The organism is Xanthomonas sp. WHRI 8393 (assembly GCF_040203315.1).
GTDB classification, from domain to species: Bacteria; Pseudomonadota; Gammaproteobacteria; order Xanthomonadales; family Xanthomonadaceae; genus Xanthomonas; species Xanthomonas arboricola.
Genome location: NZ_JBEGGL010000002.1, coordinates 42,132 through 68,677, shown reverse-complemented (window position 1 = coordinate 68,677; position 26,546 = coordinate 42,132). Strand labels below are relative to the sequence as shown.

Below are 26,546 nucleotides of genomic sequence, written 5' to 3'. Positions count from 1 at the left end.
GCCACTGCAGGTGACACCACGATGACGCACCGACGATGGCACCGGCCTGCGATCAAGCGATGTCATGCGCAGCAACGCCGCCATGTTCCGCGCATGACCACGCTCAGGGTTCACGCACGCGTGAAAGAGACCTCACTCTCCTACACCACACCTTGACCACGCAGGCATCAAGGTGAGGGTCCTCCTCTCAGCCATCGCCACGGGGTTCGCATGAATGCCACACCCGCCACTGCCACGCATCCGGCGCCGGCCACCGCCACTGCTGCGCCGACCTACCCGGTCAACCTGCGCATCAATGGCCAGCCTTACCACTTGCAGCTCGAAGCCTGGGTCAGCCTGCTCGATCTATTGCGCGACCGGCTCGACCTTACCGGCACCAAGAAAGGCTGCGACCACGGCCAATGCGGCGCCTGCACGGTGCTGGTCGATGGACGCCGCATCAACAGCTGCCTGACGCTTGCGGTCATGCAGGACGGCGCCGAGATCACCACCGTCGAAGGCCTGGCCGAGGGCGAACAGCTGCATCCGCTGCAGCGTGCCTTCATCGAGAACGATGCCTTCCAGTGCGGCTACTGCACGCCCGGGCAGTTGTGCTCGGCAGTGGGCCTGATCAACGAGGGCAAAGCGCACGACCGCGACCAGGTGCGCGAGTTGATGAGCGGCAATCTGTGCCGCTGCGGCGCCTACCCGCAGATCACCGATGCGGTGATGCAGGTCATGGGCACGCCCAGCGACAGCAGCGAGAGTGCCGCCACACCGTGGACGCCAGGGACGGTGCCGGCATGATCCCGCTCACCTATACGCGCGCGGACAGCGTCGATGCGGCGCTGACTGCACTGTCGGTGCGCGGCAGCGACCCGCATCCGGTGCCTGCCGAAGCCCCGGTGCGCCTGATCGCCGGCGGCACCAATCTCACCGACCTGATGAAGCTGCAATTGATGCGGCCAGGCAGCCTGGTCGATATCAATCGCCTGCCGCTGGACAGCATCAGTGGGCTCCCCGAAGGCGGCCTGCGCCTGGGCGCGCTCGCACGCAATGCCGACACCGCCTATCACCCGGACGTGGAGACGCGTTACCCCTTGCTGAGCGCGGCGATCCTGGCCGGCGCCTCGCCACAGATCCGCAACATGGCCAGCAACGGCGGCAACCTGCTGCAGCGCACCCGCTGCCTGTATTTCTACGACCATGCCACTCCATGCAACAAGCGCGCGCCCGGCACCGGCTGCTCGGCGATCGGCGGGCTCACCACCTATAACGCCATCCTCGGCGCCAGCGCGCAGTGCATTGCCACGCACCCGTCGGACATGTGCGTCGCGCTGGCTGCGCTAGACGCAGTGGTGCACGTGCAAGGCCCCAACGGCGAGCGCGACATCCCGTTCGCGCAGTTCCACCGCCTGCCCGGCGAGCACCCGGAGCTGGACAGCACCCTGGCCCCGGACGAGTTGATCGTGCATATCGACCTGCCCGATGCACAGCGCTTCGTTGCGCACAGCGCCTACCTGAAGATCCGCGAGCGCCTGTCGTATGCCTTCGCGCTGGTGTCGGTGGCGGCGGCGCTGGACCTGGCCGAGGACGGCAGCATCCGCGAGGTGCGCGTGGCCCTGGGCGGCGTGGCGCACAAGCCCTGGCGCAACCCCGACGCCGAAGCGCAGCTGGTGGGCAAACCGGCCACGGCCGAGAGCTTCGGCAGCCTGGCTGATGCCTTGCTGCAGGGTGCGCAACCGCAAGGCAACAACGCCTTCAAGCTGCCGCTGGCACGCCGCGCGATCGTGCGTGCCCTGGACGTCGCCCGCGAGGGCACCATCGACAACCGCGGGCGAACCAGCGCGCTGGAGGAAGCGCCATGAACGCACGCAGCACCGATCTACCCGACAACGACCTGATCCCGCCGGTTGCCGACAGCGGCACCGGCTATCGCCCCACCGGCACCGGCGTCACCCGCATCGACGGACGCGCCAAGGTCACCGGCCAGGCACGTTATGCCGCCGAATGGCCGGTGGCGGATCTGGCCTATGGCGTGGTGGTCAACAGCAGCATCGCCAAGGGCGAGATCGTCGCCTTCCATCTTGATGCCGCGCGTGCGGTGCCGGGCGTGCTGGAGATCGTCACCCATGAAAACCGCCCGCATATGCGCGGCATGGATGTGTTCTACAAGGACATGACTGCACCGGCCGGTTCGCCGTTCCGGCCCCTGTACGACAACAAGATCCTGTACAGCGGCCAGCCGATCGCCCTGGTGGTGGCCGACACTTTTGAAGCGGCGCGCCACGCGGCCCACCTGGTGGAGGTGGAACTGCTGCAGGACCCGCACGACACCAACCTGATGACCAACCTGGACCGCGCGCACAAGCCCAAGGCCATGAAGGCCGGTTTCTCGCCGCCGCCCAAGGACAAGGGCGAGCCAGACACCGCCTTTGCCAATGCCGCTGTCCAGGTGCAGGCCGACTACTACAGCGGCGTGGAGCACCACAATCCGATGGAGCTGTTCGCCTCCACGGTGATCCGCGATGCCGATGGCCACTTCACCATCTACGACAAGACCCAGGGCTCGCAGAACAGCCGCTGGTATGTCTCGCATGTGTTCGGCCTGAGCAAGCGCAAGGTCACCGTGCGCAATCCGTACGTGGGCGGTGCCTTCGGTTCCGGACTGCGCCCGCAGTATCAGTTGCCGCTGGCGGTGATGGCGTCGATCCTGCTGGACCGCTCGGTGCGCGTGGTGCTGACGCGGCAACAGATGTTCACTTTCGGCCATCGCCCGGAGACATTGCAGCGGCTCAAGCTCGGCGCCGACCGCGACGGCAGCTTGCGTGCGATCTGGCACGAGGCCATTGCCGAGACATCACGCATCGAGGATTACGTCGAGGTGGTGGTCAACTGGAGTGGGCAGCTGTATGCCTGCGACAACGTGCATCTGGGCTACAACCTGGTGAGCCTGGACCAGTTCAGCCCGATGGACATGCGCGCACCCGGTGCCGCACACGGCGTGCATGCGCTGGAAGTGGCGATGGACGAGCTGTCCTATGAGCTGGGCATGGATCCGCTGGCGCTGCGCCTGAAGAACTATGCCGAGGTCAACCCGGCCGACGACAAGCCCTACTCCACCAAGGCGCTGCGCGCGTGCTACCAGCAAGGTGCCGAACGCTTCGGCTGGGCGCAGCGTCCGCTGCAGCCGCGTGCACGCAAGGAAGGCAACGAGTGGGTCGGCTGGGGCATGGCCACCGGGCAATGGGATGCGATGCAGATGTTTGCGCGCGCGCATGCGGTGCTGCACGCCGATGGCCGGCTGGTGGTGAGCAGCGCAGCCAGCGATATCGGCACCGGCACCTATACGGTGATGGCGATGATCGCGGCCGAAGCACTGGGCCTGCCGCTGGAACAGGTCACCTTCCAACTCGGCGATTCGACCCTGCCGGTCGCACCGATCGAGGGCGGCTCGTCGCATGTGACCACGGTGGGCTCGGCGGTGGATGGCGTGTGCGCAAAGCTGCGCGCGCGGTTGCTGCGCCTGGCGCAGGCGTTGCCGAACTCGCGCTTTACCAAGGCCAAGCTGGACGAGGTGGTGTTTGCCGACGGCACGCTGGCATTGCGCGCCGATGCCGGTACCACCATTGCCTTGACCGAATTGTTGCGTGCAGCAGAACTGGAACAGATCGAAGACAAGTTCCTGCTGCTGCCCAATGTGCTCAAGCAACGCAAGTACACCCGCGCCACCCACGGCGCAGTGTTCGTGGAAGTGCGGGTGGACGAAGAGCTGGGCACGGTCCGCGTCACCCGCGTGGTCAGCGCGGTTGCAGCCGGGCGCATCCTCAACCCGATCACCGCGCGCAGCCAGATCGTCGGCGGCGTGGTCTGGGGCATCGGCCAGGCACTGCACGAACACACCCAGTCCGATCACCGCTTCGGCCGTTTCATGAATCACGATTTTGCGATGTATCACGTCTCGGCCAATGCCGACATCCACGACATCGACGTGATTTTCGCCGACGAAGACGACCGCATCGTCAGCAGCCTGGGTGCGAAAGGCGTGGGCGAAATCGGCCTGGTCGGTGTTTCGGCGGCGATCTGCAATGCGATCTTCCATGCCACCGGCAAGCGCATCCGCAGCACCCCGATGACGCCGGACAAGGTGATGGCGGACTGAGACCTGCACTGCAGGTACCCACGCCCCTCAGGCAGAGCGATCTGCCTGAGGGCGGACGCTGCAGCGTGTTATCACTGCGGCGTCCGCGGCAACCGCTGGCGCGACACTCAGATCAGCCGCGTGTCGATGGCACCGAACCGGCGCAGACGGCGCGTCCAGCTGATTGGAGGATCTGTCTTGCGGAGGGTCCAGCGTCAGCGGTACGAAAGTGCCGCTGGTGGTCGACGCAGCGCGTCCAACAAACCATCACATGCACTCAGGTGCGCGTGGCCGCCAGAAAATGCGCGCGGTCCTGCTGGGTGCGGCGGCGGATCTCCGCCAGTGCATCGTTCTCGGTCGCTTCCAGCATGGATTCGAACAGACGCTGGAAGTGGTTGCGCATGGCCGTGCGTGCCGCGACCGGGTCGCGTTGCTGCAGGGCCTGCAGGATGGCGGTGTGTTCGTCCACGCGGGTGGCGCCGTCGTCGTGGCAGACCCGCGCATACACCTCGCGTACGCGCGGCAATTCGTTGCGCATGCGCCAGATCAGCTGCACGCAGTGCGCCACCACCGGGTTGCCGCTAATCCGCGCGATCGCCAGGTGGAAGGCGCGGTCGTAGTCGGCAGCGGCCGCATCGCTGAGCCCCGGTGCGGACAGCGCCTGGATCATGCCGTTCAACTCATCCAGCTCCGCATCGGTGATGTGGCTGGCGGCCAATGCGGCCGCCTCCGCCTCGATCACCGCGCGCGCGGCAGTCAGCTCGAACGCGCTGACATCCGGCAACGCGCCCTCGTCCGACGCCAGGCGTGGCTTGACGTACACGCCCGAGCCGATCTTGATCACGATGCGGCCCTGCGCTTCCAGCGCGATTTCGGCCTCGCGCACGGTGACGCGACTGACGCCGAAGCGCTCGGCCAACTCGCGCTCGCCCGGCAGGCGCGAGCCGACCGGGAATTCGCCCGTGTCGATCAGCGCGCGGATCTTGGCGGCAACGGAGTGGTACAGGCGGTTTTCGGACATCGGCGACTCAAACCCTCAGGGTGATCGGCCCGGCACACGGGTGCCGGACAGGTGGGCGACGCTAGAACCGGTAGCGCACCCCCAAATAATAACGTCGCCCGTAAGTGTTGTACTCACGGAAGCTGCCGGGCACCGGCATGTCGGAGATCCGCGGCTCGTTGGTCAGGTTGGAAGCCTCCAACGACACCGACAGCTGCGCATTGACGCGGTAGCTGGCACGCAGGTCCAGGGTGCCGCTGTCGCGCACGTAGCGGTTCTGCGCCGGGGCGCCGACGAACTTCTGGAAATACTCGGAGCGATACTTGTAGATGGCCTGCAGGTCGACCGCGCCGATGGCGTAATACAGCTGGCCGGAGAACACGTGCCGCGACAGGCCGAAGATATTGGCCGGCGCGACGATGCCGCTGCTCACCAGGCCGGTTGCCGGGTCGATCTGGTCGCCCAGGCGCAGATCCTGGGTCTTGTAGTTGGAATCAGCGTAGTTGTAGCTCAGCTTGACGCCCAGGCCGTCGAACGGCGCCGGCAGGTAGGAGAAGCGGTGGGTGCCGGTCAGCTCCAGCCCGGTGAGATCGCTCTTCTGCCGGGTGGTGACGTCCTGCACCACCGGCACCACCACCGCCGTGCCGTCGATGACGAAGCGCTCGTCCACCACCGTGGGCACCGCGCCACCGGTGAACTGCTTGTAGTACACCGCGGCGCTGAGCAGGGAGTCGGCATTGGGATACCACTCCAGCGACACGTCCGCATTGGACGACAGCAGCGGCTGCGTGCGCGGGTTGCCGGTGGCGGTGATGCTGCCGATCGCCTCGCCGACGGTAGTGAATTCGGTCCCCGGTTCCAGGATGAAGGTGCGCCCGGCAGACAACGCCACCAGATCCGGGCGCGCCATGGCCCGGTACAGCCCAAAGCGCAGCTGGGTCTGCTCGGTAAGGCCGATGTTGGCGTTGAAGCTGGGCAGGAACACGCGGTTTGACGCGCGCACCGTCTGCGCGGCGAAGCGCCCGGTTTCCACCAGCTGGATGGTGCCGTCGGGGTTGTCGACCACGTCCAGCTCGCCGCGCAACCCCACCGAGCTGACGTCGGTGCGCACCCAGCGCACGCCCAGGTTGCCGTCCAGCGGTAGCCCGAACAACGTGCTGGCGAATTCGCCCATCACATACAGCGCGCGGGTCTTTTCTTTTACGTCGGAGTCGGCGGTGCCGCGCGGGTCGGCATTGCGGCCGGTGTCGTCCACGCCGGTGATGGCGCTGAACAAGCAGCGGCTGTCGAAGGTGGCCCACTGCCGGATGGTGTTGCCGCTGGCGCTGGAGAGGAAATCCTCCTGCGGGAACGGTTGCCGGCAGGCCAGGTTGGCGGCGCGGATCGTGGCCGGATCGGTGACGTTGCGTTCGACGCGGTCGTCCAGGTCGCGGTAGGTCGCCTCGGACAGGCGCACGCCGCCCTTGATGGAGGTGAGCAGCCCGCTCTCCGGGGTGAAGGCGCCATCGAGGCGCCAGGCCCGGATGGTGTGCTCGCGGCGCAACTCGTCGCGCCGCGCGCGCGCGGCGGCGCTGAAATTGTCCGGGTTGTTCAGGTCGAACGCGGGATCGACCACAATCCCCGGCACATCGCCGGCATAGGTATACGTGTAGTCCACACGTTGTCCGTTGATCCCGGGCACGCGGTTGCCGTTGATGTCGGTGGCATTGGAGCGCAGCCGCATCAGGCGGTCGATCTCGCTGCGCTCGGTGCGCGAATACGACAGGTCGGTGGACAGCATCCAGGCCGCGTTCGGGCGCCATTCCACGCGTAGCCCGCCACCGCGGTACTGCTCGTCGCGCACCTTGTAGTCGGTGGAGGATTCCACCGTGCTGCTGCCGGTATGGCCGAGCAAGGCGCCGTTGTCGCCCACCTGGCGGTTGTTGAGGTTGCGCAGTGTTTCGGAAAAATTGAGCTCGGCGCGGTCTTCGGTCACGGTGCGCTGCGAATCCTGGTAATCCAGGGCCACCTCCAGGCCGTCGAAGGGCCGCCATTGCAGCGCGGCGAAGGCAGCGTCGCGTTGATCGTGCTCGCTGATCTGGCGGTACACGCGGCTGCCGGGCGCCAGGTAATACGGCGTCCCCGCCTGCACCTGCGCCGGCGTCACGGCGGTGCAGTTGCGGCTGGCGCCCACCACCTCGTTGGCGTTGCAGGCCGTCCAGGTGGAGCTGCTGCTCATCACCTCTTCCGGGTTGGTGCCTTCCAGCCGCTGCAGGCCGAGCGAGACCCCCAGCTTGCCGGCCCCGCGCAGATCGAACTGGTCCAGGTAGCTGACGGTGCCGCGCCAACCCACGCCATCGGCGTTGCGCAACTTGCTGTCGCCATCGGCATAGGTCGCCCGCCCGTCCAGTTGCACGCGGCGCTTGCCGAATTCCAGCGGCCGCACGGTCTGCATGTTGACCGTGCCGGCGATGCCACCTTCGACGAAGTCGGCGCGCTGGGTCTTGTAGATCGCCACGGTGTTGATGAGTTCGGAGGGGAACTGGTTGAAGTTCACCGAGCGGTCGCCGCTGCCGTTGCTGGCCTCGCGCCCATTGAAGGTGGCCGAGCCCAGGAACGGCCCCAGGCCACGGATGGAGATCTCCGACGCGCCGCCCTTCTCGCGGTGCGTGGCCGCACCAGTGATGGTCTCGATCGCCTCGCCGATCGACAGCGCCGGCAGGTCGCCGATGTCCTCGGCCGACAGCACGTCGGCCACCACCGTCTGCTCGCGCTTGCTGTCGATGGACGACTGGATCGAGCTGCGGATGCCGGTGACCTTGACCTGGTCCAGCGTGGTGGGCGCTTGCTCCTGCTGAGCGGCATCGCTTTGCTGGGCCAGGGCTGCCTGCGCGCTTGTCAGTGCAACGGCACCCAGCAGCGCCTGGGTCAGGGCATTCCGAATAATTGGTCTACGTAATTGGACTATTTTCAGATACCGCACAATTCCTCCTCCCAAAGGACGCTCGAGACCGAGCGAGGTGGAGACTCCACGCGGATCAACGCCAAGTCAACCATTTCTGCGATTTATCCAACGAGCCACCTGACTAGGCCAGTTCTGTAGATTATTTTGTGCAATTGCAGCATGACATCGAGCCGATCGCGGGCTTCAATACAGACCAACTGGACTACCATTTTGGTTGACGAACCAGTTTGCACTGTTACCCTCGGCCATCACCGACGCGCCAGCGTCCAGGAGCATCCCGATGCGATCCCCCGTCTCCCTTGCCTGCCTGTTGCTGCTGTGTGCGCCCGCCTGGGTCGGCTCGGCCCAGGCCACCTCGTACCTGGTGCACGACCAGAGCGAGTACGCGGTGGCGGCGGCCGCGCTGCGTGCCGGCGATCGCATCGTGCTGGCCGATGGGCAGTGGCGGGATTTCGCCATCGTGCTGCGCGGGCAAGGCACTGCCGAGCAGCCGATCACCCTCACCGCGCAAACGCCGGGCAAGGTGATCATCAGCGGCACCTCCGACCTGCACATGGCCGGCCCCTACCTGGTGGTGTCGGACCTGGTGTTCCGCGACGGCCATAGCCCGGGCGATGCGGTGCTGTCGTACCGCATCTCCAGCAAGGAACGCGCGCGCCACAGCCGCATCACCGGCGTGGTGGTGGACGGCTTCAGCAAGCCCACCCGTAGCGACTCGGACAACTGGGTGGCGCTGTACGACAGCGACAACCGTTTCGACCACAACCAGCTGGTCGGCAAGACCAATGCCGGCCCCACCCTGGTGGTGGTGCGCGACGCCACCCAGGGCCTGGACAACCGCCATCGCATCGACCACAACTGGTTCGGGCCACGCCCCAACCTGGGCGCCAATGGCGGCGAGACGCTACGCATCGGCACCAGCAGCGATGCCGACAGCGCCTCCAACTCGGTGGTGGACAACAACTGGTTCGAAGGCTGCGACGGCGAGGTGGAGGTGGTCTCCAACAAGTCCGGCGGCAACACCTACCGTGGCAATGTGTTCAAGCAATCGCGCGGCGCGCTGGTGCTGCGGCACGGCGATGGCAACCTGGTCGAGCGCAACGTGTTCTTCGGCGACGGCAAGGCCAACACCGGCGGCATCCGCGTGATCAACCGCAAGCAGACCGTGCGCCACAACTACCTGGAAAACCTGGCCGGCGATGGCTATTCGTCGGCGCTGAGCATCATGTACGGGGTGCCCAACTCGCCTGCCAACCGCTACGTGCAGGTGGACCAGGCGCGCATCGAGCGCAACACCTTCGTGACCGTCAACCAGCTGTACTTCGGTGCCGGCATGGATGCCGAGCGCACCGCCGCGCCGATCAACAGCCGCTTTGCCGGCAATCTGATCGTGGCCGCCAGCGACCCGGTGCGCGTGCTGGGCGACCTGTCCGGTATTGCCTTCACCAGCAACCTGCAAAGCCCGCTGGCCTCCACCCGCCTGCCCGGCGGCGTCAACAGCCGCCAGGTGACGATGACCCGCGCCAGCACCGGCTTGCTGGTCGCCGACAACGCCACTGGCGTCGGCGCCGACCCGGCGCTGAGTTACATCGCGCGCGCACAGGTGGGCGTGAGCTGGTACCCCAAGCAGGCAGCGCAGGCAGTCGCCGACAGCGGCCGCCGCACCCGCGTGCGGCCGGGGCAGTCCAGCCTGACCGACGCCGTGGCGCAGGCCAGCCCCGGCGACCGCCTGCAACTGGACGCAGGCCGCTACCAGGTCGATGACATCCTCGACGTGGACCGGCCGCTGACGCTGGAAGGCCCGCAACGCGGCCGCGCGCGCATCCGCTTTTCGCAGCCGGCGCTGTTCCAGATCGCGCCCGGCGGCTCGCTCCACCTGGCCCGGCTCGAGATCGATGGCCGCGCCGCACCCGCGCAGCCGGGCAATGCGGTGATCCGCACCGCACCCGGCACAGCGGTGGCGCAGTACCAGCTCACCTTGCGCGACACGCACCTGCATCATCTGGACGCGCAACCCGGCTTCGATGTGATCGCACTCGGCAAGGGCAGCCTGGCCGACAACATCCTGCTGGACCGGCTGCTGGTCGAGGACGTCTCCGGCAAGGTGTTGTCCGCACACGCCGAGACCGACGACCGCGGCACCTACAACGTCGAACAGGTGACGGTGCGGCAGTCGCAGTTCCACCGTGTCGCCGGGCCGGTGCTGGACCTGTATCGCGGCGGCCGCGACGAAAGCACCTTCGGCCCGGTGCTGCAGGTGAGCGACTCGCACTTCACGCAGGTCGGCCGCAACACAGGTGCGTCGCTGCGCCTGCATGGCGTGCAGCGCATTGCGCTGCGCAATAACCGCTTCGCCGACAGCGCCGCGATCCTGGCGCAGCACACCACCGGCACACCCCACCTCATCGCCAGCGGCAATCAGTTCGTCGGCACCCCGGCCTTGCACGCCGACGCAGCGGAGCCCCTGCTATGACCCGTTCCACCCGCCTGTTGCTGCTGGTCCTGGTAGGCGCCGGTAGCGCCCTGCCCTGCAGCGCCGCCCCGTTACCCGCGGCCGAACAAGCAGCGCAGCCGCAACCGCGCGCCACCGACGCCGCGCCGGTGCTGGTCACCGCCCAGCAATGGCGCGAGATGGCCAGCGCCGGCGCCAGGCTGCCTGTGTTCGCCCGCGAACAGGCACGCGCAGAAGCCAGCGTGCGCGCGGCGATGCGCGCCGGCGTGGACGTGCCGGTGCCCAGCGATCCCGGCGGCGGCGCCAGCCACGAGCAGCACAAACGCAACTACCAGGCCATCCAGGCCGCCGGCGCGCTGTACCGACTCACCGGCGATCGCGTTTATGCCGACTATGCGCGCGACGTGCTGCTGGCCTACGCGCGCCTGTATCCCACGCTGGGCGCACACCCGGCCGGGCGCGGCCAGGTGCCGGGGCGGCTGTTCTGGCAGTCCTTGAACGACTCGGTGTGGCTGGTCTACGCAAGCCAGGGCTACGACGCCATCCGCGACACGCTCAGCGCGCAGGACCGCGCCACCATCGACCGCGACGTGTTCGCGCGCATGGCGCACTTCCTGTGCGACGAAAGCGCCGACAACTTCGACAAGATCCACAACCACGCCACCTGGGCAGTTGCCGCGGTCGGCATGACCGGTTACGTGCTGCGCGACCAGGCGCTGGTGGACAAGGCACTGCGCGGCAGCAGGCGCGATGGCAAGGCAGGCTTCCTGGCGCAGGTGGACCAGCTGTTCTCGCCGGACGGCTACTACGCCGAAGGCCCGTACTACCAACGCTATGCCCTGGCGCCGTTCGTGCTGTTCGCCAATGCGATCGAGCGCAACCAGCCGCAGCAGCGCATCTTCCAGCGCCGCGACGGCGTGCTGCTCAAGGCCGTAAACAGCCTGGTGCAGAGCAGCTACGGCGGTTATTTCTTCCCGATCAACGACGCCATCCTCGACAAGGGCCTGGACACCGAAGAACTGGTGGCCGGCATCGGCATCGCCTACGCGCAGACCCACGACGCGCAGCTGCTGTCCATCGCGCAACGCCAGCGCCGCGTGCTGCTCACCCCCGAAGGCCTGGCCGTGGCCACCGCGCTCGCGCAAGGCCGCGCCCAACCGTTCGCCTTCGGCAGCGTGTTGCTGCGCGATGGCGCACAGGGCGACCAGGGCGCGCTGGCGATCCTGCGCAGCGGCGGCGAAGACGGCCAGACGCTGGTGATGAAGAACACCTCGCAAGGCATGGGCCACGGCCACTTCGACAAGTTGAACTGGCTGTTCTACGACAACGGCCAGCGCGTGGTCACCGACTACGGCGCGGCGCGTTTCTTGAATGTGGAAGCCAAGGCCGGCGGCATCTATCTGCCGGAGAACACCAGCTGGGCCAAGCAGACCGTTGCGCACAACACGCTGGTGGTGAACGAGACCAGCCACTTCAACGGCGACTGGAAGGTGGGCGAGCAACACGCGCCGACGCAGCTGCTGTTCGCCAGCACTGCCGACACCCAGATCGTGTCGGCGCGCATGCAGCAGGCTTACGACGGGGTCAGCTTCACCCGCACCCAGGCGCTGCTGTCGCACCCGCAGCTGCCCCTGCCGGTGGTGATCGACCTGCTGCGCGTCAACGCCAACGCTCCGGCACGTTACGACCTGCCGCTGCATTTCAACGGGCAGATCATGCAGGTCGGCTTCACCGCAGAGCGCGCACTGACGCAACGCCCGGTGCTGGGCAAGGCCAACGGCTATCAGCACCTGTGGGTGGACGCCTCCAGCGATGCGAGCACCGACACGCGCAGCCTGAGCTGGCTGCTCGCCGGCCGCTTCTACAGCTACCGCTTCGGCAGCAGCGCGCCGGCGCGTGCCCTGCTGGTGGAGAGCGGAGCGAACGACCCGAACTTCAACCTGCGCCGCGAACCGGCGCTGATCCAGCGCGTCGATGGGCAGGCCAACGTCAGCTTCTTCGGCGTGCTGGAACCGCATGGCGAATACAACGGCACCGCCGAATACGTGCACGGCGCCAATAGCCGCATCCGCGCCATCGAGCGCGTGCGCGGCGACGATGCCGAGGTGATCGTGCTCACCCTGGTCGGCGGCCAGCGCATCGCGCTGGCGGTGGCCGACGACGCCGATGCACAACGCAGCCACCAGGTACAGGCTGCCGGTCAGCGCTACAGCTGGCGCGGCGGCTACGCGCGCTTCGATCGCACTGCAGGTGCGCAATGAGCACCGCCCGCACGCGCCCCGCGGGCAAGGGCTCGGCGGTGCGCTGGCTGATCGTGGCGCTGATCGCGGTGGCCACGGTGATCAACTACATCGACCGCAACGCGCTGGCGGTGATGTGGCCGGCGATCTCGCGCGACATCGGCGCCACCAAGGAAGACTACGCGCTACTGGTCACCATCTTCATGCTGTTCTATGCCGCCGGGCAGTTCGTGTTCGGGCGGCTGTTCGACATCATCGGCACCCGGCTCGGCTTTGCCCTGTCCATCGCGGTGTGGTCGATCTCCATCGCGCTGCATGCGGTCACGCACTCCATCATGGCGTTCTCGGTGGTGCGCGCGCTGCTGGGCATCAGCGAAGCCGGCGCCTGGCCGGGCGCGGTCAAGGCCAATGCGGAATGGTTTCCCGCGCGCGAGCGTGCGTTGGCGCAGGGCATCTTCAATGCCGGCGCCTCCATCGGCGCGATCGTCTCGGCACCGCTGATCGCGCTGCTGTTTCTGTCGTTCGGCTGGAAGGGCACGTTCGTGCTGATCGGCGTGCTGGGCATGCTGTGGTTGCTGCCGTGGCTGGTGATCTACCGCGCCGGGCCGGACCGGCATCCCTGGGTCGACGCGGCCGAGCGTGCGTTGATCCTGGATGCGCCCGACGCCGGCAGCGCGCCGCCGCCGGCCTACCTGCCCACGCTGCGCCAGCTGATGTCGCACCGGCAAAGCTGGGGGATCGTGCTGGCGCGGTTCTTCCTGGACCCGATCTGGTGGCTGTTCGTGTCGTGGCTGCCGATCTACCTGGCCGAGACCTTCCACTTCGACATCAAGCAGATCGGCGCATTCGCCTGGGTGCCGTTCGTCGGTGCGATGCTGGGCAGCCTGTGCGGCGGCTGGCTGTCCGGGCGCCTGATCGCGGCCGGCTGGAGCGTGGACCGCGCGCGCAAATGGACCATCACCCTGGGCGGGGCCATCATGGCGCCGGCGCTGCTGGGCGCCGTGCAGGCCGCCGACCCGCGCATGGCGGTGCTGACGATTGCCGCCGTGCTGTTCGGCTTCCAGATCGCCATCGGCAACATCCAGACCCTCCCCGGCGATCTGTTCGCCGGCAAATCGGTCGGCTCGCTGGCCGGCATCGGCGGCATGGCCGCGGTGGCCGGCACCTTGATCACCACCTGGCTGGTCCCGGTGATGACCGCAACCTCGTACGCACCGATGTTCATTCTGGTCGCCGCGCTGGTGCCGGCCTCGCTGGCAGCGCTTTGGCTGGTCACCGGCCGCATCCACCGACTCGACGCAGCGGGCACCTGAGCGTGCCCGCTGCCTACCCAGCTTTCCCCACACCAACAGGACACACCCGCATGCACTTCCACGACAAGGTCGCCATCGTCACCGGCGGTGGCCGCGATATCGGCCGCGCCATCTCGCTCAAGCTGGCCGCGGCCGGCGCCAAGGTCTGCATCAACTACGCCAACGACGACGCCAGCGCGCGCGACACCCTGGCACAGCTGCAGGCCGCCGGCGGCCAGGGCATCCTGCACCGCGCCGACGTCACCGATGCCACCGCCGTGGCTGGCCTGCTGACCGCCACGCGCACCGCCTTCGGCCAGCACATCGACGTGCTGATCAACGTGGCCGGCGGCATGCTGGCGCGCAAGCCACTGGCCGACATCGACGAGGCCTTCTTCCATCAGGTGATGGACCTCAACCTCAAATCGGTCTACCTGACCACCCAGGCGGTGGTGCCGCATATGCGCGAAGGCGGTGCGATCGTCAATTTCGCCTCGCTTGCCGGGCGCGATGGCGGCGGGCCGGGCGCGGCCATCTACGCCACCGCCAAGGCGGCGGTGATGACCTTCTCGCGTGCGATGGCCAAGGAACTGGGCCCACGCGGCATCCGCGTCAACGCATTGTGCTGCGGCATGATCTCCACCCGCTTCCACGACGACTTCACCAAGCCGGAAGTGCGTGCCTTCGTCGCCAATGCCACCCCGCTGCGGCGCGAAGGCCGCCCGGAGGAAGCCGCCGATGCGGCGTTGTACCTTGCCTCGGATGCGGCCAGCTTCATCAATGGCGCCAACCTGGACGTCAACGGCGGCGTGTTCTTTTCCTGATCGACAAAGGAGTCCTGCGCATGCGCTGGCGATGGATGATGACTGCGACACTGAGTGTGGTGCTGGCAGGCCCGGCCACGGCGCACCCCGCACCACGCTGGGTGCCGGCCTGGATCGCTTCGGCAACACCGGACCGGCTCGACGGCGGTGCCGACACGCCGCTGCAATTTGCCGATGAAACGGTACGCCAGGACATGCGCCTGGGCAGTGCGGCAGTGGCCCTGCGCGTGCGCATCAGCAACGAGCTGGGCACCGCACCGCTGACCGTCGCTGCGGGCACCGCGCGCCTGCTCGGCGGCGGCGGCGGTGCGCAACCGCTGCGCTTTGACGGGCGCGCCAGCGTGACCGTGCCGCCCGGTGGCGTGCTGCTCAGCGACCCGGTGCCGCTGCGCGCACCGGCATTGGGCGAGGTGGCGGTCAGCCTGTATTTCCCCACGCCGGCGCGGCCGGCGGTACGCCGCACGGCAGTGCGGGTGGTCAAGGGCCAGGCCGAGGTGCCGGACAGCAAAGCGTTGGCGTATCGCCAGAACGTCATCTCCGCCCTTTACGTGCAACCACCGCATCCACGCCAGACGGTGGTGGTGGCGCTGGGCGATTCCATCACCGAAGGCGCCACCGCCACGCGCGGCGCCAATGGCGATTGGCCGGCCCTGCTGGCCAGGCGGCTGGAGCAGCGTTGCCCCGGCAGCGTGGTGGTGCTCAACGCCGGCATCAGCGGCAACAAGCTGCTCGACGACGGCCGCAGCCCCAGCGCGCTGGCGCGGCTGGATCGCGACGTGCTGGCGCTGCCCGGCGTGGACCAGGTGATCCTGTTCGAAGGCATCAACGACATCCGCCACAGCGGTCCGCCGGATGCGATTGCCGGCCGCAATGCCGCCGACATGGTGCTGGGATATCGCCAGATCGTGACCCGGCTGCAGCAGCACGGCATCGCGGTGATCGGCGCCACGCTGACCCCGTTCGGCAACTCCGACCGCTACGAACCGGTGGCGGCGGCCACGCGTCAGACGCTCAACGGCTTCATCCGCGACGGGCAGGCATTCGATGCGGTGATCGACTTCGACGCCGCGCTGCGCGACCCGGCCAGGCCGGAGTGGCTGCCCGCCGCGCTGACCCGCGACTTCCTGCATCCCAACGATGCCGGTTACCAGCGCATGGCCGAGTCGGTGGACCTGTCGTTGTTCTGCAAGGCCCGCTGATCCGCCGGTCGCCATGCCGTGGCGCACATGCGCCAGGCTGGCTGCCGCGGTGGTGCGGCGGCACCGCCGGCATGCGCGCCGGCCTGCCGGCGCGCTAGCGCTTTTTTAGGATGCTGATCTCCCCGGAGGTCTCCAGGATCGCCATGTCGATATCGGCATCGTCGCGGCAATCGGCCTTGCGTTTTGCCACTTCGAAATCGGCATAGCTGACGTTGTGGCGGACCAGTTCCTTCCAGTAGATCTCACCGCCACGCGCCAGCAGCGCCGGGGTGCCCTGCACCCAGGTATCGATCCGCCGGCTGCGCGCGGTGGCCATGCCCACCAGCCAGTTCAACACCAGCAAGGTGGCCGCCAGGATCATGCCGCCCAGCAGCGAGACGTCCTTGCCGATCAACGAGTTCTGCACCGCGGTTCCCAGCAGCACGATGAGCAGCACGTCGAACGGCGTGGATTGGCCAAGCGCGCGCTTGCCGGTCAGGCGCGTCAACAGCAGGACCACGGTATAGACCGCTACCGCACGCAGGACGAACTCCCACCACGGCATGTCCAGGTGCATCATTTCGTAAAAGCGCACGCGTGTTTCCACGTCCAGCATCGTGTGTCCTGACCGCCGTTGATCGATGGCGCACGCTAGTGCGGAAACGGTGAAGGCGCCGTGCTGTCGCCGTCGTTGCCGAGACCGCCGGCCCGGCACCCATCGTGCAGCGCATCACGGCTTTTCGCTGGTGATCCGTTAGCGTCTGGCCTGGACAGACGGGGATGGCGGGCATGCGGAAAGGGATCACGCGTCGCGGGTTGCTGCTGGGCACTGCTTCGGCAGCGGTGTTGGCACAGGTACCGGTGGGAGTTGCGCTGCCGCGTCGTGCGGCCGCGGCGCCGGCCTTTATCGATGCGTTGATCGCACGCATGAGCGTGGAAGAAAAGGCCGGCCAGCTGACGCTGTCCGGTTCGGCGCAGCAGACCGATGCCGCCGCAGCGGCCAATCCAATCAATACCGTGCCCACGGCCGAGGGCCAGCTTGCTGCCGCGCGTGCCGGGCGGGTAGGCGGCATCTTCAATGGCTCCAATGTGCTGTGGCATCAGCAACTGCAGCAGGCCGCGCTGCAGAGCCGCCTGCAGATTCCACTGCTGTTTGCCGCCGATGTGATCCACGGGTTCACCACGGTGTTTCCGGTGCCGCTGGCCGAGGCCGCCAGCTTCGAGCCGGCGCTGGCGCAACGCACCGCGCGTGCGGCCGCACTGGAGGCCAGTGCGGTCGGCATCGACTGGACCTTCGCGCCGATGGTGGACATCGCGCGCGATGCGCGCTGGGGGCGCGGCGTGGAAGGCAGTGGCGAAGACGTGCTGCTCGGCCGGCGTCTTGCGCAGGCCCGCGTGCGCGGCTTCCAGGGCGAGGGCCTGGATCATGCCGACGCACTTGCGGCCTGCCCCAAGCATTTCGCGGCCTATGGCGCCGCCGAGGCGGGGCTGGACTACAACACCGTCGACATCTCCGAGCGCAGCCTGCGCGAAGTCTATTTCCCACCCTTCCATGCTGCCTTCGATGCCGGCGCAGTGACCACGATGGTGGCCTTCAACGAGATCGCCGGCATCCCTGCCACCGCCAATCGCTGGTTGCTGGGCGAGGTATTGCGCGGCGAGTGGGACTACCGCGGCCTGGTGGTGTCCGACTACACCGGCGACTTGGAACTGATCGGGCACGGGTTTGCCAGCGATGCGCGCGAGGCGACCAGGCTGGCGTTCCTGGCCGGTGTGGACATCAGCATGCAGAGCGGGCTGTACCTGCAGCATCTGCCGGCGCTGGTGGCCGCCGGCGAGGTGACGATGGCGCAGCTGGATGCCTCGGTGCGGCGCGTGCTGCAGTTCAAGGCCGAGCTTGGATTGTTCGACAATCCGTTCCTGCGCATCGTGCCGGCACGCGCGCAGGCGCGGCAGCGGCGCCCGGACAGCCTGGCACTGGCGCGCGAGGCGGCGCGCAAATCCATCGTGCTGCTCAAGAACGATGGCGAGCTGCTGCCACTGAAAACGCAGGGGCAACGCATCGCGCTGATCGGGCCGATGGCACGCAACTGGACCGACAGCGCCGGCCCGTGGACGCTGTTCGGCGGCGACGACAGCGGCAACGATCTGGCCACCGCAGTGCGCGCGCGGCTGGGCAACCCGGGCAGCCTGCAGGTGGTGGAAGGCTGCGACTTCGAACATGGCCTGCCCGGCGGCGTGCAGGCGGCCGTCACCGCAGCGGCGTCCGCGGATGTGGCAGTGCTGGCAATCGGCGAGCCGATGCGCTACTCCGGCGAAGCGCAATCGCGCAGCGAGATCGTCATTCCCGCCGTGCAGCAAGCGCTGCTGGCTGCGGTGGCAGCCACCGGCACGCCGGTGGTGGTGGTGCTCAGCAACGGCCGTGCGCTGGTGATCGATGGCCCGGTGCTCAAGGCGCCGGCGATCCTGGTCGGCTGGTTCCTGGGCTCGGCATCGGGCGCCGCGCTGGCGGACATCCTGTTTGGCGCGCATGGTCCGTCCGGGCGCCTGCCGGTGAGTTTTCCGCACACCGCCGGGCAGGTGCCCTATAGCTATGCGCACAAGCCCAGCGGCCGTGCCGACCCGCGCCCGGATGCCTTGCAACCGTTCAAGACCCGCTACCGCACCGCGCCCAATGCCGCGTTGTTTCCGTTCGGACACGGCCTGACCTATGGCCGCATCGAATACGGCGAGCTGCGCTTGAGCGATGCACGCATGGCGGCAGCCGGCAGCCTGCGCATCAGCGCGCGCATCCACAACCGCGGCACACGCGATGCCGAGGAAGTGGCGCAGCTCTACATCCGCGACCGCAGCGCCAGCATCACCCGCCCGGTGCGCGAGCTGAAGGACTTCCGCAAGCTGGCGGTGCCGGCGGGCGGCAGCGCGGTGGTGGAGTTCGTGCTGCGCCGTGAGGACCTGCTGTTTATCGGCCAGGCATTGAAGCCGACGGTAGAGCCTGGCGTATTCGATGTCTGGGTGGCGCCCTCTGCAGAGGCCGAGGGCGTGTCTGCAAGTTTTGAATTGATGGGCTGAGCGCCAGCGGCAATCGGAATGGCCAGCTCAGGGGATGAATACGGGGCGTGTCTCGCTCACGCAGAAGGCATCGCGCCCAGGTTGGCTCGGGAGCACATCCCCAATGCGCTCACGCTCTCGGTCGTCTTGAGAGGGGACTGGGTCTTGAGGGGGATTGGACGGTGCGTGTGCCCGGGTTTACAGCGGACGATCTGCGGGTTTGCTGCGGGGTCCTTGCCCGCCCACCATCGCGGGACACGCCGCAAGTACGTCCATGTAGGCTCTTACGCGGCATCCATGCCGCGTAAGGTCCCGCGACGGTGGGTGGGCAAGGACCCGTCGAGTTGGTCGGTGTGCATGGTCAGGGGCAGTGATGCCGTGCCGTGCCCCGCAACGCGATGCGATGGAGACGCAGTGCGGTCTGATCAGTTCTTCGATGCGAGCAACTCGCTGCCATGCCGACATCGATTCACTCGTCATCGAAGGCGCGTCTGGGCAACATGCTGCCGCCATCGCTACAACCTTCGAAAGGGTTGTCAGCCACGCTTAGTTCCCGCGCAACACCTCTGCAAGGAACGGCGCAGTGCGGCTGCCACGCTGCCGCGCAACCGCCTCCGGCGCACCTGCCGCCACGACAGCGCCACCCGCGCCGCCCGCGCCCGGGCCCATGTCCAGCACCCAGTCGCTGCTGGCGGCCACGCGCATGTCGTGCTCGACCACGATCACCGTGTTGCCGGCCTCTACCAGGCCTTGCAGCTGACGCATCAAGGTATCCACGTCGGCCGGATGCAGACCGGTGGTCGGCTCGTCCAGCACGTACACAGTGTCGCGCCGCTGCGCGCGTTGCAGCTCGGTGGCCAGCTTGATGCGTTGCGCCTCGCCGCCGGACAGCTCGGTGGCCGGCTGGCCGAGCCGCAGATAGCCCAGCCCCACTTCGCGCAATACCTGCAACGGGCGCAGCACGCTGGCGTCGTCGGCAAAGAAGCTGGCAGCCTGGTCCACGGTCAGCGCCAGCACCTGCGCGATGTTGTGACCACGCAGCACGATCTCCAGGGTCTTGGCGTTGTAGCGCGCGCCGTGGCAGCTGGGGCATGGCGCGTACACGCTGGGCATGAACAGCAATTCCACATGCACCGAGCCCTCTCCCTCGCAGGTGGCGCAGCGGCCCTTGGCGACGTTGAACGAAAACTGCCCCGGGTCGTAACGACGGCGGCGCGCGGCCGGTGTGGCGGCAAACAACTTGCGCACCGGATCAAACAGGCCGGTGTAGGTGGCCAAGTTCGAACGTGGCGTGCGGCCGATCGGTTTCTGGTCCACCCGCACCAGGCGGCGCACCTGGTCGAGCCCGCCGACGATCGCACCACCCAGCGGCACCTGCGTGCCGCGCTCCAGCGGGTCCAGCGCTTCGTCTTCTTCTGCCTGGGTTTGTCCAAGATGGGCGGCCAGCAACTCCACCAATGCCTGGCTCACCAGCGACGACTTGCCCGAGCCGGACACACCGGTCACGGTGGTGAACACACCCAGCGGCAGGTCCACATCCAGCTCGCGCACATTGTTGCGGGTGATGCCGCGCAACTGCAGCCAGCCGGTGGCTGCACGCGCATGGCTGTGCACCTGCGGCGGGGTGCCGAACAGGTAACGCCGCGTGGACGAGGCCTCCACCTGCTCCAGTCCCGCGGGCGGGCCGCTGTACAGCACCTGCCCGCCGTGCACGCCGGCAGCCGGGCCGACGTCGACGATCCAGTCGGCGTGGCGGATCACATCCACCTCGTGTTCGACCACGAATACCGAATTGCCGGCGGCCTTGAGCTGATCCAGCGCGCCCAGCAAGGCCTGCGCATCGGCCGGATGCAGGCCCGCCGATGGCTCGTCCATCACATACACCACGCCGAACAACTGCGAGCGGATCTGCGTGGCCAGCCGCAGCCGTTGCAGCTCGCCCGGCGACAGCGTCGGCGTGCTGCGCTCCAGGCTGAGATAGCCCAGGCCCAGCGCCTGCACCACCTCGATCCGCGCACGCAGGTCGGCGGCGATGCGTTGCGCGGCGATCGCCTGCTCGGGATGCGTGTCGGCCTGCTTGCGCTTGTCGTTGCGCTTGCCACCGGCACCTTCCGCAGCCGGGCGCAGCAGGTCGGCCACCTCGTCCAGCGGCCGCCGCGACAGCTCGCCGATATCCAGGCCGGCGAAGGTCACCGACAGCGCCTCGCGGCGCAGCCGCTTGCCGTCGCACTGCGGGCACTGCGTGCTGATCAGGTACTGCGCCACGCGCTTTTTCATCTGCGCGCTCTGCGTGGTGGCAAAGGTGTGCAGCACATAGCGCCGCGCACTGGTGAAGGTGCCCATGTAGCTGGGCTCCTCCTTGCGGCGCAGCGCGCGCCTGGCCTCGTCCAGGTTGTAGCCGGCGTACACCGGCACCACCGGTTGCTCGTCGGTGTAGAGGATCCAGTCGCGGGTCTTCTTCGGCAGCTTGTGCCACGGCAGATCGACGTCGTGGCCCAGCGTGGTGAGGATGTCGCGCTGGTTCTGGCCATGCCAGGCACCGGGCCAGGCGGCAACCGCGCGATCGCGGATGCTCAGCGTGGGATCCAGCACCATGGTCGCCTCGGTCGCATCGTAGATACGCCCCAGGCCATGGCAGGTGGGGCAGGCACCGGCCGGGGTATTGGGCGAAAAGCCGTCGGCGTAGATGATGTCCTGCCCCGGCGGATAGCTGCCCGCACGCGAATACAGCATGCGCAGGGAGTTAGAGATGGTGGTGACGCTGCCCACCGACGAGCGCGCACTCGGCGCGCCGCGCGCCTGCTGCAAGGCCACCGCCGGCGGCAGGCCTTCGATGGAATCCACTTCCGGCACGCCGACCTGGTCGATCAGGCGCCGCGCATACGGCGAGATCGAATCCAGGTAACGCCGCTGCGCTTCGGCAAACACGGTACCGAACGCCAGCGACGACTTGCCCGAGCCGGACACCCCGGTGAACACCACCAGCGCATCGCGCGGGATGTCCACGTCCACGTTCTTGAGGTTGTGCTCGCGCGCACCGCGCACGCGCACCAGGCCGGAGGAAGACGACGCTGCGCTGGACATGAGTGACACACCGACATTCGACAATGCGCCAGCCTACCGCGTGCCGCATACAGCCGGTGTCAGTGTTGACGGCGAGTCCTGCGGCGCTCCACTCAAGCAACTCGCTGATCGCCCTGGAATGCATCAGTCGAAGGCGCAGCGCCCTCACCGCTCGCGGGCTATGCCGTAAACCCGTTCGTGGGGGCTAGATGGCGGCATCCATGCCACCACACGGTCCCGCAAGCGGCGAGGACACCGCACAAGACAGTTGCCGGCTGCTTTGTTGAAAACCATGCGCGCCGGCCAACTCAACTGGTCCTTGTCCGCCCACCGTCGCGGGACCTTACGCGGCATGGATGCCGCGTAAGCGCCTACATGGACGTACTTGCGGCGTGTCCTGCGAGGGTGGGCGGGCAAGGGCCCTGCAGCCAACTCACAAACCAGCCGCTCTACAACACAATCACCCCAGCGCGTGCGCCGGCACCGGCTGCTCGCCGGTCTCCGCCAGCGCCTGCATGCGCGCCACCACACCACTGAACAGCCGTGCAGTCGCCGCGCCACGCGTGCGAAAGATCTCCTCAAGCTCGCCGTAGTACCACAACGTGCCGGCGCGCCCGGCGGTGAACACGTTGAAGATGTCCTGGCCCACGTCCGGGTTTTCCAGGTCCTGCACGATGGTGCGTGCGTTATAGAGCTTGTCGCAGCCGGACACCAGCAAGGCGCGCTCGGGCGTGTTGCGCAGGTGCTCCAGGTAGGCCAGCTTGCGCTCGCGCCAGTCGCGTTTGCGCGCGCTGGCGGTGTTGTCCACCTCGGCCTTGTCTTCGGCGGTGGCATCGCTGCACGCCATCACGATGTCGGCCACCGCATCGCCGAACTGCGCGCGGATCGAGGCCTCGTGACCGCCGCCGCAGTCTTCCACCACATCGTGCAGCAGCCCGGCGATGGCCTGTTCTTCGTCGCCGCCGCATTCCAGCACCAGCGTGGACACGCCCAGCAAATGGCTCAGATACGGAATCTGCGTGCCCTTGCGTACCTGCCCGGCATGGGCAATGCGCGCGTAATCCACGGCCAGGGCGTAACGTTCGGTGAGAGCGGTCATGGGGCGTCCGATGCGGGGAATGGCGCATTATCGCCGAGCCCGGTGACGCCCCAGGTGAGGATGGCGCGAGGATGCGTGTGCAGACTCAATGACGCGCTGTTGCGGCCGATACCGCTAGGCTACCTCCACGCCGCACGATTGCTCAGCCATGCCCACGCTCCCCGTTTGCAACGCCTGCCGCGACGGCCAGGACTTTCCCACCGCCATCACCATGGCGTTCCAGCCGATCGTGGACGTGTCCACCCGCAGCATCTATGCCGGTGAGGCGCTGGTGCGCGGCGTCAACGGCGAATCGGCCGGCAGCATCCTGGCCGCCGTGGATGAGCGCAACCGCTACGCCTTCGACCAGGCCTGCCGCATCAAGGCGATCGAATGCGCCGCGCAGATCGCGCTGCCGGCCCTGTTGTCGATCAACTTCATGCCCAACGCGGTCTACAACCCCGAACACTGCCTGCGCGCCACGCTCTCGGCCACTGCGCAGTACGGCTGGCCGCTGGACGCCATCATCTTCGAGGTCAGCGAACAGGAACACCTGGCCGAGCCGGCGCATCTGCTCGACATCATGCGCACCTACCAGGCGCGCGGCCTGAAGACCGCCATCGACGACTTCGGCGCCGGCTATTCCGGCCTCGGCCTGCTGGCCGATTTCCAGCCGGACCTGCTCAAGCTGGACATCGCCCTGGTGCGCGGCATCGACGCCGACCGCAGCCGCCAGGCCATCGTCCGCCACACCACCCGCATGTGCGAAGAACTCGGCATCGCCGTCATCGCCGAAGGCATCGAACACCCGGACGAATACCGCACCCTGCGCGACATGGGCATCCACCTGCAGCAAGGCTATCTGTTCGCCCGCCCAACAATCGGCGAGCTACCACAGGTGCACTGGCCGGAGTAAGTGGGCGCCACGAAGCAAGCGAACCGCGCCCCCTCAGCAGACTTGCCATCGCCCCACACAAAATCCCCGCCCGACCAAATCAAACAGCACGCAAGCCGCTTTTACGATTCCCGATTCCCCAATCCCGATTCCCAGCGGCGCCCCAGCCCCCCATCCACACCCCGCCAACCAACCGCGCCGCTCACACATACCGCGGTATCGGCCCCAGCTGCGGCGTCTGGTCCGGCAACTCCACTTCCACCTCGTCCACATAGCACCATCCCCAGCCTTCGGGCGGGTCGTAGCCTTCGATGATGGGATGGCTTGTGGCGTGATAGTGCGCCGTGGCGTGCTTGTGCGGCGAATCATCGCAGCACCCCACGTGGCCGCAGCTGCGGCACAGGCGCAGATGCACCCAGGCGCTATCGATGGCCAGACAGTCTTCGCAGCCACGTGCGCTGGGCGTGACCTCGCTGATCTGCGCGGTATGTGTGCACTGGTCGCTCATGAGGTGGTGGACTCCTGTGAGGCACTGACAAGTTCGGATGCCGGCACCGGGTTGGCCTGGTGTGCCAGGTATTGATGGATCTGCGCGACGACCGCCGCGCCCTCGCCCACCGCCGCGGCCACGCGCTTGACCGAGCCGGCCCGCACATCGCCGATGGCGAACACGCCGGGGCGGTTGGTTTCCAGCGGCAGGCAGGCCGGCACGCCATCGCCGCGTGCGTTGCCGGTGACGACGAAGCCACGCGCATCGGTCTCCACGCACTGCTGCAGCCAGCCGGTGTTGGGGTCGGCGCCGACGAACAGGAACAGGTGCCGCAATTCCACCCGCGTGGTCTGCCCATCGGCGCGCGTGCGCAATACCGCCGCCTGCAGGCCGCGCTCCGGGTCGCCTTCCAGCGCGGACACTTCGGTGCCGGTATGCAGCTGCACGTTCGGCAGCACGGCGATGCGGTCGATCAGGTATTGCGACATCGACGATTCCAGCCCTTCGCCGCGAATGATCAGGTGCAATTCCTTCACCCGCGGTGCCAGAAACGCCACGGCCTGGCCGGCGGAATTGCCGCCGCCCACCAGCGCCACCACGCCGCCCTCGCACAGCCGCGCTTCCACCGGCGAGGCCCAGTACGACACGCCATGGCCTTCGAACCGCTCCAGTCCGTCGATCTCCGGGCGCCGGTAACGCGCCCCGGAGGCGACCACCACGGTGCTGGCCAGCAGCTGCTTGCCGTCGGCCAGATCCAGCTTCAGCGCACCGTCGTCGCGCCCGCATTCCAGCGTGCCGGCCTCGATCGGAATCGCCAGCTCGGCGCCGAATTTCAGCGCCTGGTTATAGGCGCGCCCGGCCAGCGCCTGGCCGGAAATGCCGGTGGGAAAGCCCAGATAGTTTTCGATGCGTGCCGAGGCGCCGGCCTGGCCGCCGATGGCGCGCTGGTCCAGCACCAGCACCGACAGGCCTTCGGAGGCCGCATACACCGCCGTCGCCAGACCGGCCGGGCCGGCGCCGACGATGGCCACGTCGTAGCGCTTATCCGGGTCGATGTCCGGCGTCATGCCCAGGCAATGCGCCGCTTCGGCATCGCTGGGCTGGCGCAGCACCCGCCCGCTCGGGCATACCATCACCGGCAGTTCCTGCTCCTGGATGCCGAAGCGCTGCACCAACGCGCGGCCTTCCTCGTCGGAGGCATCGATCACCGTGTTCGGGTAACCGTTGCGGGTCAGAAAGCCCTGCAAACGGGTCAGATGCGGGTCGTCCGGCTCGCCGATCAACACCGAGCCCGAGGCATCGCCTTCGATCAGGCCGACGCGGCGCAGGATCAACGCACGCATCACCACCTCGCCCACTTCGGCCGAGCTGATCATCAGCGCGCGCAGATGCGCGGTGTCGAACGGCAGCGCCAGGCAGCCCTGCGGCCCAGCACGCCCACCGGCCAGCGACGCGCGCCCGGCCAGCTGACTGACCTCGCCGGTGAACTGGCCGGGCGTCTGCAAGGTGATCGGTTTTTCGTTGCCCAACCCGTCGCGACGCACCACTTCGATGGCGCCTTCCAGCACCACCCACACCGGCGCGTGCGCATCGCCCACGTCGAAGACGATCTCGCCTGCATCGAAACGCTGCGCCGGCCCGCTGGCAAACCGCCGCGTGATCGCCAATTGGCCCGAGTCCAACTCGGGGAACATCTGATGGTGGCGGGTATCGGCCAGGGACATGGAGTGGCGACGCTGAGGGGGGAGTACATGCAAGCATGGCCAGCCGTGAGGGTGATGGCAATCACCCGAACGGGCCATGCCGGGCGCGACAGAGCGCATGCACGAGCAGCACCGGCGCGCGCACCAGTGCGGTGTTTGCACAGGCAAAACACCTCACGCGGCTGCCAGCGGTACCGCACGCTCACCAGCGGTGAT

The 26,546-nt window shown here is 67.7% G+C and carries 17 protein-coding genes; 10 read left to right on the top strand and 7 right to left on the bottom strand.

Annotated features, from left to right (window positions below):
• The first annotated feature begins 210 nt into the window (after positions 1 to 210).
• Genes ABQ137_RS06230 through ABQ137_RS06220 form a run of 3 tightly spaced genes read left to right on the top strand, consistent with a single transcriptional unit; the run spans position 211 to position 4,141 of the window.
• Positions 211 to 786, top strand: coding sequence for a (2Fe-2S)-binding protein (locus ABQ137_RS06230; RefSeq protein WP_184431860.1), 576 nt, complete (start codon positions 211 to 213; stop codon positions 784 to 786).
• Positions 759 to 1,847, top strand: coding sequence for an FAD binding domain-containing protein (locus ABQ137_RS06225; RefSeq protein ID WP_184431862.1), 1,089 nt, complete (start codon positions 759 to 761; stop codon positions 1,845 to 1,847). Before ABQ137_RS06230 ends, ABQ137_RS06225 begins: the two co-directional genes overlap by 28 nt.
• Positions 1,844 to 4,141, top strand: coding sequence for a xanthine dehydrogenase family protein molybdopterin-binding subunit (locus tag ABQ137_RS06220; RefSeq protein WP_126967031.1), 2,298 nt, complete (start codon positions 1,844 to 1,846; stop codon positions 4,139 to 4,141). Before ABQ137_RS06225 ends, ABQ137_RS06220 begins: the two co-directional genes overlap by 4 nt.
• 256 nt (positions 4,142 to 4,397) lie before the next feature.
• Here the strand turns inward: ABQ137_RS06220 and ABQ137_RS06215 are convergent, their stop codons facing one another.
• The gene (locus ABQ137_RS06215; protein WP_024938638.1) at positions 4,398 to 5,141 is read right to left on the bottom strand and encodes a FadR/GntR family transcriptional regulator; all 744 of its coding nucleotides are present in this window, start codon (positions 5,139 to 5,141) and stop codon (positions 4,398 to 4,400) included.
• A 61-nt stretch (positions 5,142 to 5,202) separates the two neighbouring features.
• Complete coding sequence (locus ABQ137_RS06210) at positions 5,203 to 8,073, bottom strand: TonB-dependent receptor (RefSeq protein ID WP_503021208.1); 2,871 nt, start codon at positions 8,071 to 8,073, stop codon at positions 5,203 to 5,205.
• Positions 8,074 to 8,344: 271 nt separating this feature from the next.
• On the opposite strand from ABQ137_RS06210, the gene ABQ137_RS06205 reads away from it, so the two are divergent.
• The 5 genes from ABQ137_RS06205 to ABQ137_RS06185 are packed head-to-tail and all read left to right on the top strand — an operon-like array spanning position 8,345 to position 16,071.
• Complete coding sequence (locus tag ABQ137_RS06205) at positions 8,345 to 10,537, top strand: chondroitinase-B domain-containing protein (RefSeq protein ID WP_349781604.1); 2,193 nt, start codon at positions 8,345 to 8,347, stop codon at positions 10,535 to 10,537.
• On the top strand, positions 10,534 to 12,777 hold the full coding sequence (locus ABQ137_RS06200) for an oligoalginate lyase (RefSeq protein ID WP_349781602.1): 2,244 nt from the start codon (positions 10,534 to 10,536) through the stop codon (positions 12,775 to 12,777). Before ABQ137_RS06205 ends, ABQ137_RS06200 begins: the two co-directional genes overlap by 4 nt.
• Positions 12,774 to 14,069, top strand: a complete 1,296-nt coding sequence (locus tag ABQ137_RS06195) for an MFS transporter (RefSeq protein WP_349781600.1) — start codon at positions 12,774 to 12,776, stop codon at positions 14,067 to 14,069. Before ABQ137_RS06200 ends, ABQ137_RS06195 begins: the two co-directional genes overlap by 4 nt.
• A 50-nt stretch (positions 14,070 to 14,119) precedes the next feature.
• Complete coding sequence (locus ABQ137_RS06190; RefSeq protein WP_184431870.1) at positions 14,120 to 14,872, top strand: SDR family NAD(P)-dependent oxidoreductase; 753 nt, start codon at positions 14,120 to 14,122, stop codon at positions 14,870 to 14,872.
• A gap of 35 nt (positions 14,873 to 14,907) precedes the next feature.
• Complete coding sequence (locus tag ABQ137_RS06185; protein ID WP_102254656.1) at positions 14,908 to 16,071, top strand: SGNH/GDSL hydrolase family protein; 1,164 nt, start codon at positions 14,908 to 14,910, stop codon at positions 16,069 to 16,071.
• A 94-nt stretch (positions 16,072 to 16,165) separates the two neighbouring features.
• On the opposite strand, the gene ABQ137_RS06180 is transcribed toward ABQ137_RS06185, so the two are convergent.
• Entirely contained in the window at positions 16,166 to 16,666 is a 501-nt protein-coding gene (locus tag ABQ137_RS06180; protein ID WP_053051582.1) for a DUF421 domain-containing protein, read from the bottom strand.
• 173 nt (positions 16,667 to 16,839) lie between these two features.
• Here ABQ137_RS06180 and ABQ137_RS06175 point away from each other — a divergent pair, with 173 nt between their 5' ends.
• On the top strand, positions 16,840 to 19,122 hold the full coding sequence (locus ABQ137_RS06175) for a glycoside hydrolase family 3 N-terminal domain-containing protein (protein WP_349781597.1): 2,283 nt from the start codon (positions 16,840 to 16,842) through the stop codon (positions 19,120 to 19,122).
• A 525-nt stretch (positions 19,123 to 19,647) separates the two neighbouring features.
• On the opposite strand, the gene ABQ137_RS06170 is transcribed toward ABQ137_RS06175, so the two are convergent.
• Together ABQ137_RS06170 and ABQ137_RS06165 are read right to left on the bottom strand one after the other, a co-directional pair.
• Positions 19,648 to 22,185 carry an excinuclease ABC subunit UvrA gene (locus ABQ137_RS06170; protein ID WP_349781595.1) on the bottom strand — a complete coding sequence of 846 codons (2,538 nt, stop codon included), beginning with the start codon at positions 22,183 to 22,185 and terminating at the stop codon, positions 19,648 to 19,650.
• A 439-nt stretch (positions 22,186 to 22,624) separates the two neighbouring features.
• Complete coding sequence (locus tag ABQ137_RS06165; protein ID WP_349781593.1) at positions 22,625 to 23,263, bottom strand: HD domain-containing protein; 639 nt, start codon at positions 23,261 to 23,263, stop codon at positions 22,625 to 22,627.
• A 148-nt stretch (positions 23,264 to 23,411) separates the two neighbouring features.
• Between ABQ137_RS06165 and ABQ137_RS06160 the strand changes: the two genes are divergently transcribed.
• Positions 23,412 to 24,158, top strand: a complete 747-nt coding sequence (locus ABQ137_RS06160; protein ID WP_024938629.1) for an EAL domain-containing protein — start codon at positions 23,412 to 23,414, stop codon at positions 24,156 to 24,158.
• A 181-nt stretch (positions 24,159 to 24,339) separates the two neighbouring features.
• On the opposite strand, the gene ABQ137_RS06155 is transcribed toward ABQ137_RS06160, so the two are convergent.
• Together ABQ137_RS06155 and ABQ137_RS06150 are read right to left on the bottom strand one after the other, a co-directional pair.
• Complete coding sequence (locus ABQ137_RS06155; protein ID WP_160954638.1) at positions 24,340 to 24,645, bottom strand: UBP-type zinc finger domain-containing protein; 306 nt, start codon at positions 24,643 to 24,645, stop codon at positions 24,340 to 24,342.
• The gene (locus ABQ137_RS06150; RefSeq protein ID WP_104624201.1) at positions 24,642 to 26,351 is read right to left on the bottom strand and encodes an FAD-dependent oxidoreductase; all 1,710 of its coding nucleotides are present in this window, start codon (positions 26,349 to 26,351) and stop codon (positions 24,642 to 24,644) included. The genes ABQ137_RS06155 and ABQ137_RS06150 overlap by 4 nt, the downstream gene beginning before the upstream one ends.
• Positions 26,352 to 26,546 lie beyond the last annotated feature (195 nt).

Excerpts from the sequence above, each read along its gene's own strand:
- ABQ137_RS06230 (WP_184431860.1), top strand. The coding sequence starts at position 211 with ATGAATGCCACACCCGCCACTGCCACGCATCCGGCGCCGGCCACCGCC.
- ABQ137_RS06220 (WP_126967031.1), top strand. The coding sequence starts at position 1,844 with ATGAACGCACGCAGCACCGATCTACCCGACAACGACCTGATCCCGCCG.
- ABQ137_RS06215 (WP_024938638.1), bottom strand. The coding sequence starts at position 5,141 with ATGTCCGAAAACCGCCTGTACCACTCCGTTGCCGCCAAGATCCGCGCG.
- ABQ137_RS06205 (WP_349781604.1), top strand. The coding sequence starts at position 8,345 with ATGCGATCCCCCGTCTCCCTTGCCTGCCTGTTGCTGCTGTGTGCGCCC.
- ABQ137_RS06200 (WP_349781602.1), top strand. The coding sequence starts at position 10,534 with ATGACCCGTTCCACCCGCCTGTTGCTGCTGGTCCTGGTAGGCGCCGGT.
- ABQ137_RS06195 (WP_349781600.1), top strand. The coding sequence starts at position 12,774 with ATGAGCACCGCCCGCACGCGCCCCGCGGGCAAGGGCTCGGCGGTGCGC.
- ABQ137_RS06190 (WP_184431870.1), top strand. The coding sequence starts at position 14,120 with ATGCACTTCCACGACAAGGTCGCCATCGTCACCGGCGGTGGCCGCGAT.
- ABQ137_RS06185 (WP_102254656.1), top strand. The coding sequence starts at position 14,908 with ATGATGACTGCGACACTGAGTGTGGTGCTGGCAGGCCCGGCCACGGCG.
- ABQ137_RS06180 (WP_053051582.1), bottom strand. The coding sequence starts at position 16,666 with ATGCTGGACGTGGAAACACGCGTGCGCTTTTACGAAATGATGCACCTG.
- ABQ137_RS06175 (WP_349781597.1), top strand. The coding sequence starts at position 16,840 with ATGCGGAAAGGGATCACGCGTCGCGGGTTGCTGCTGGGCACTGCTTCG.
- ABQ137_RS06170 (WP_349781595.1), bottom strand. The coding sequence starts at position 22,185 with ATGTCCAGCGCAGCGTCGTCTTCCTCCGGCCTGGTGCGCGTGCGCGGT.
- ABQ137_RS06165 (WP_349781593.1), bottom strand. The coding sequence starts at position 23,263 with ATGACCGCTCTCACCGAACGTTACGCCCTGGCCGTGGATTACGCGCGC.
- ABQ137_RS06160 (WP_024938629.1), top strand. The coding sequence starts at position 23,412 with ATGCCCACGCTCCCCGTTTGCAACGCCTGCCGCGACGGCCAGGACTTT.
- ABQ137_RS06155 (WP_160954638.1), bottom strand. The coding sequence starts at position 24,645 with ATGAGCGACCAGTGCACACATACCGCGCAGATCAGCGAGGTCACGCCC.
- ABQ137_RS06150 (WP_104624201.1), bottom strand. The coding sequence starts at position 26,351 with ATGTCCCTGGCCGATACCCGCCACCATCAGATGTTCCCCGAGTTGGAC.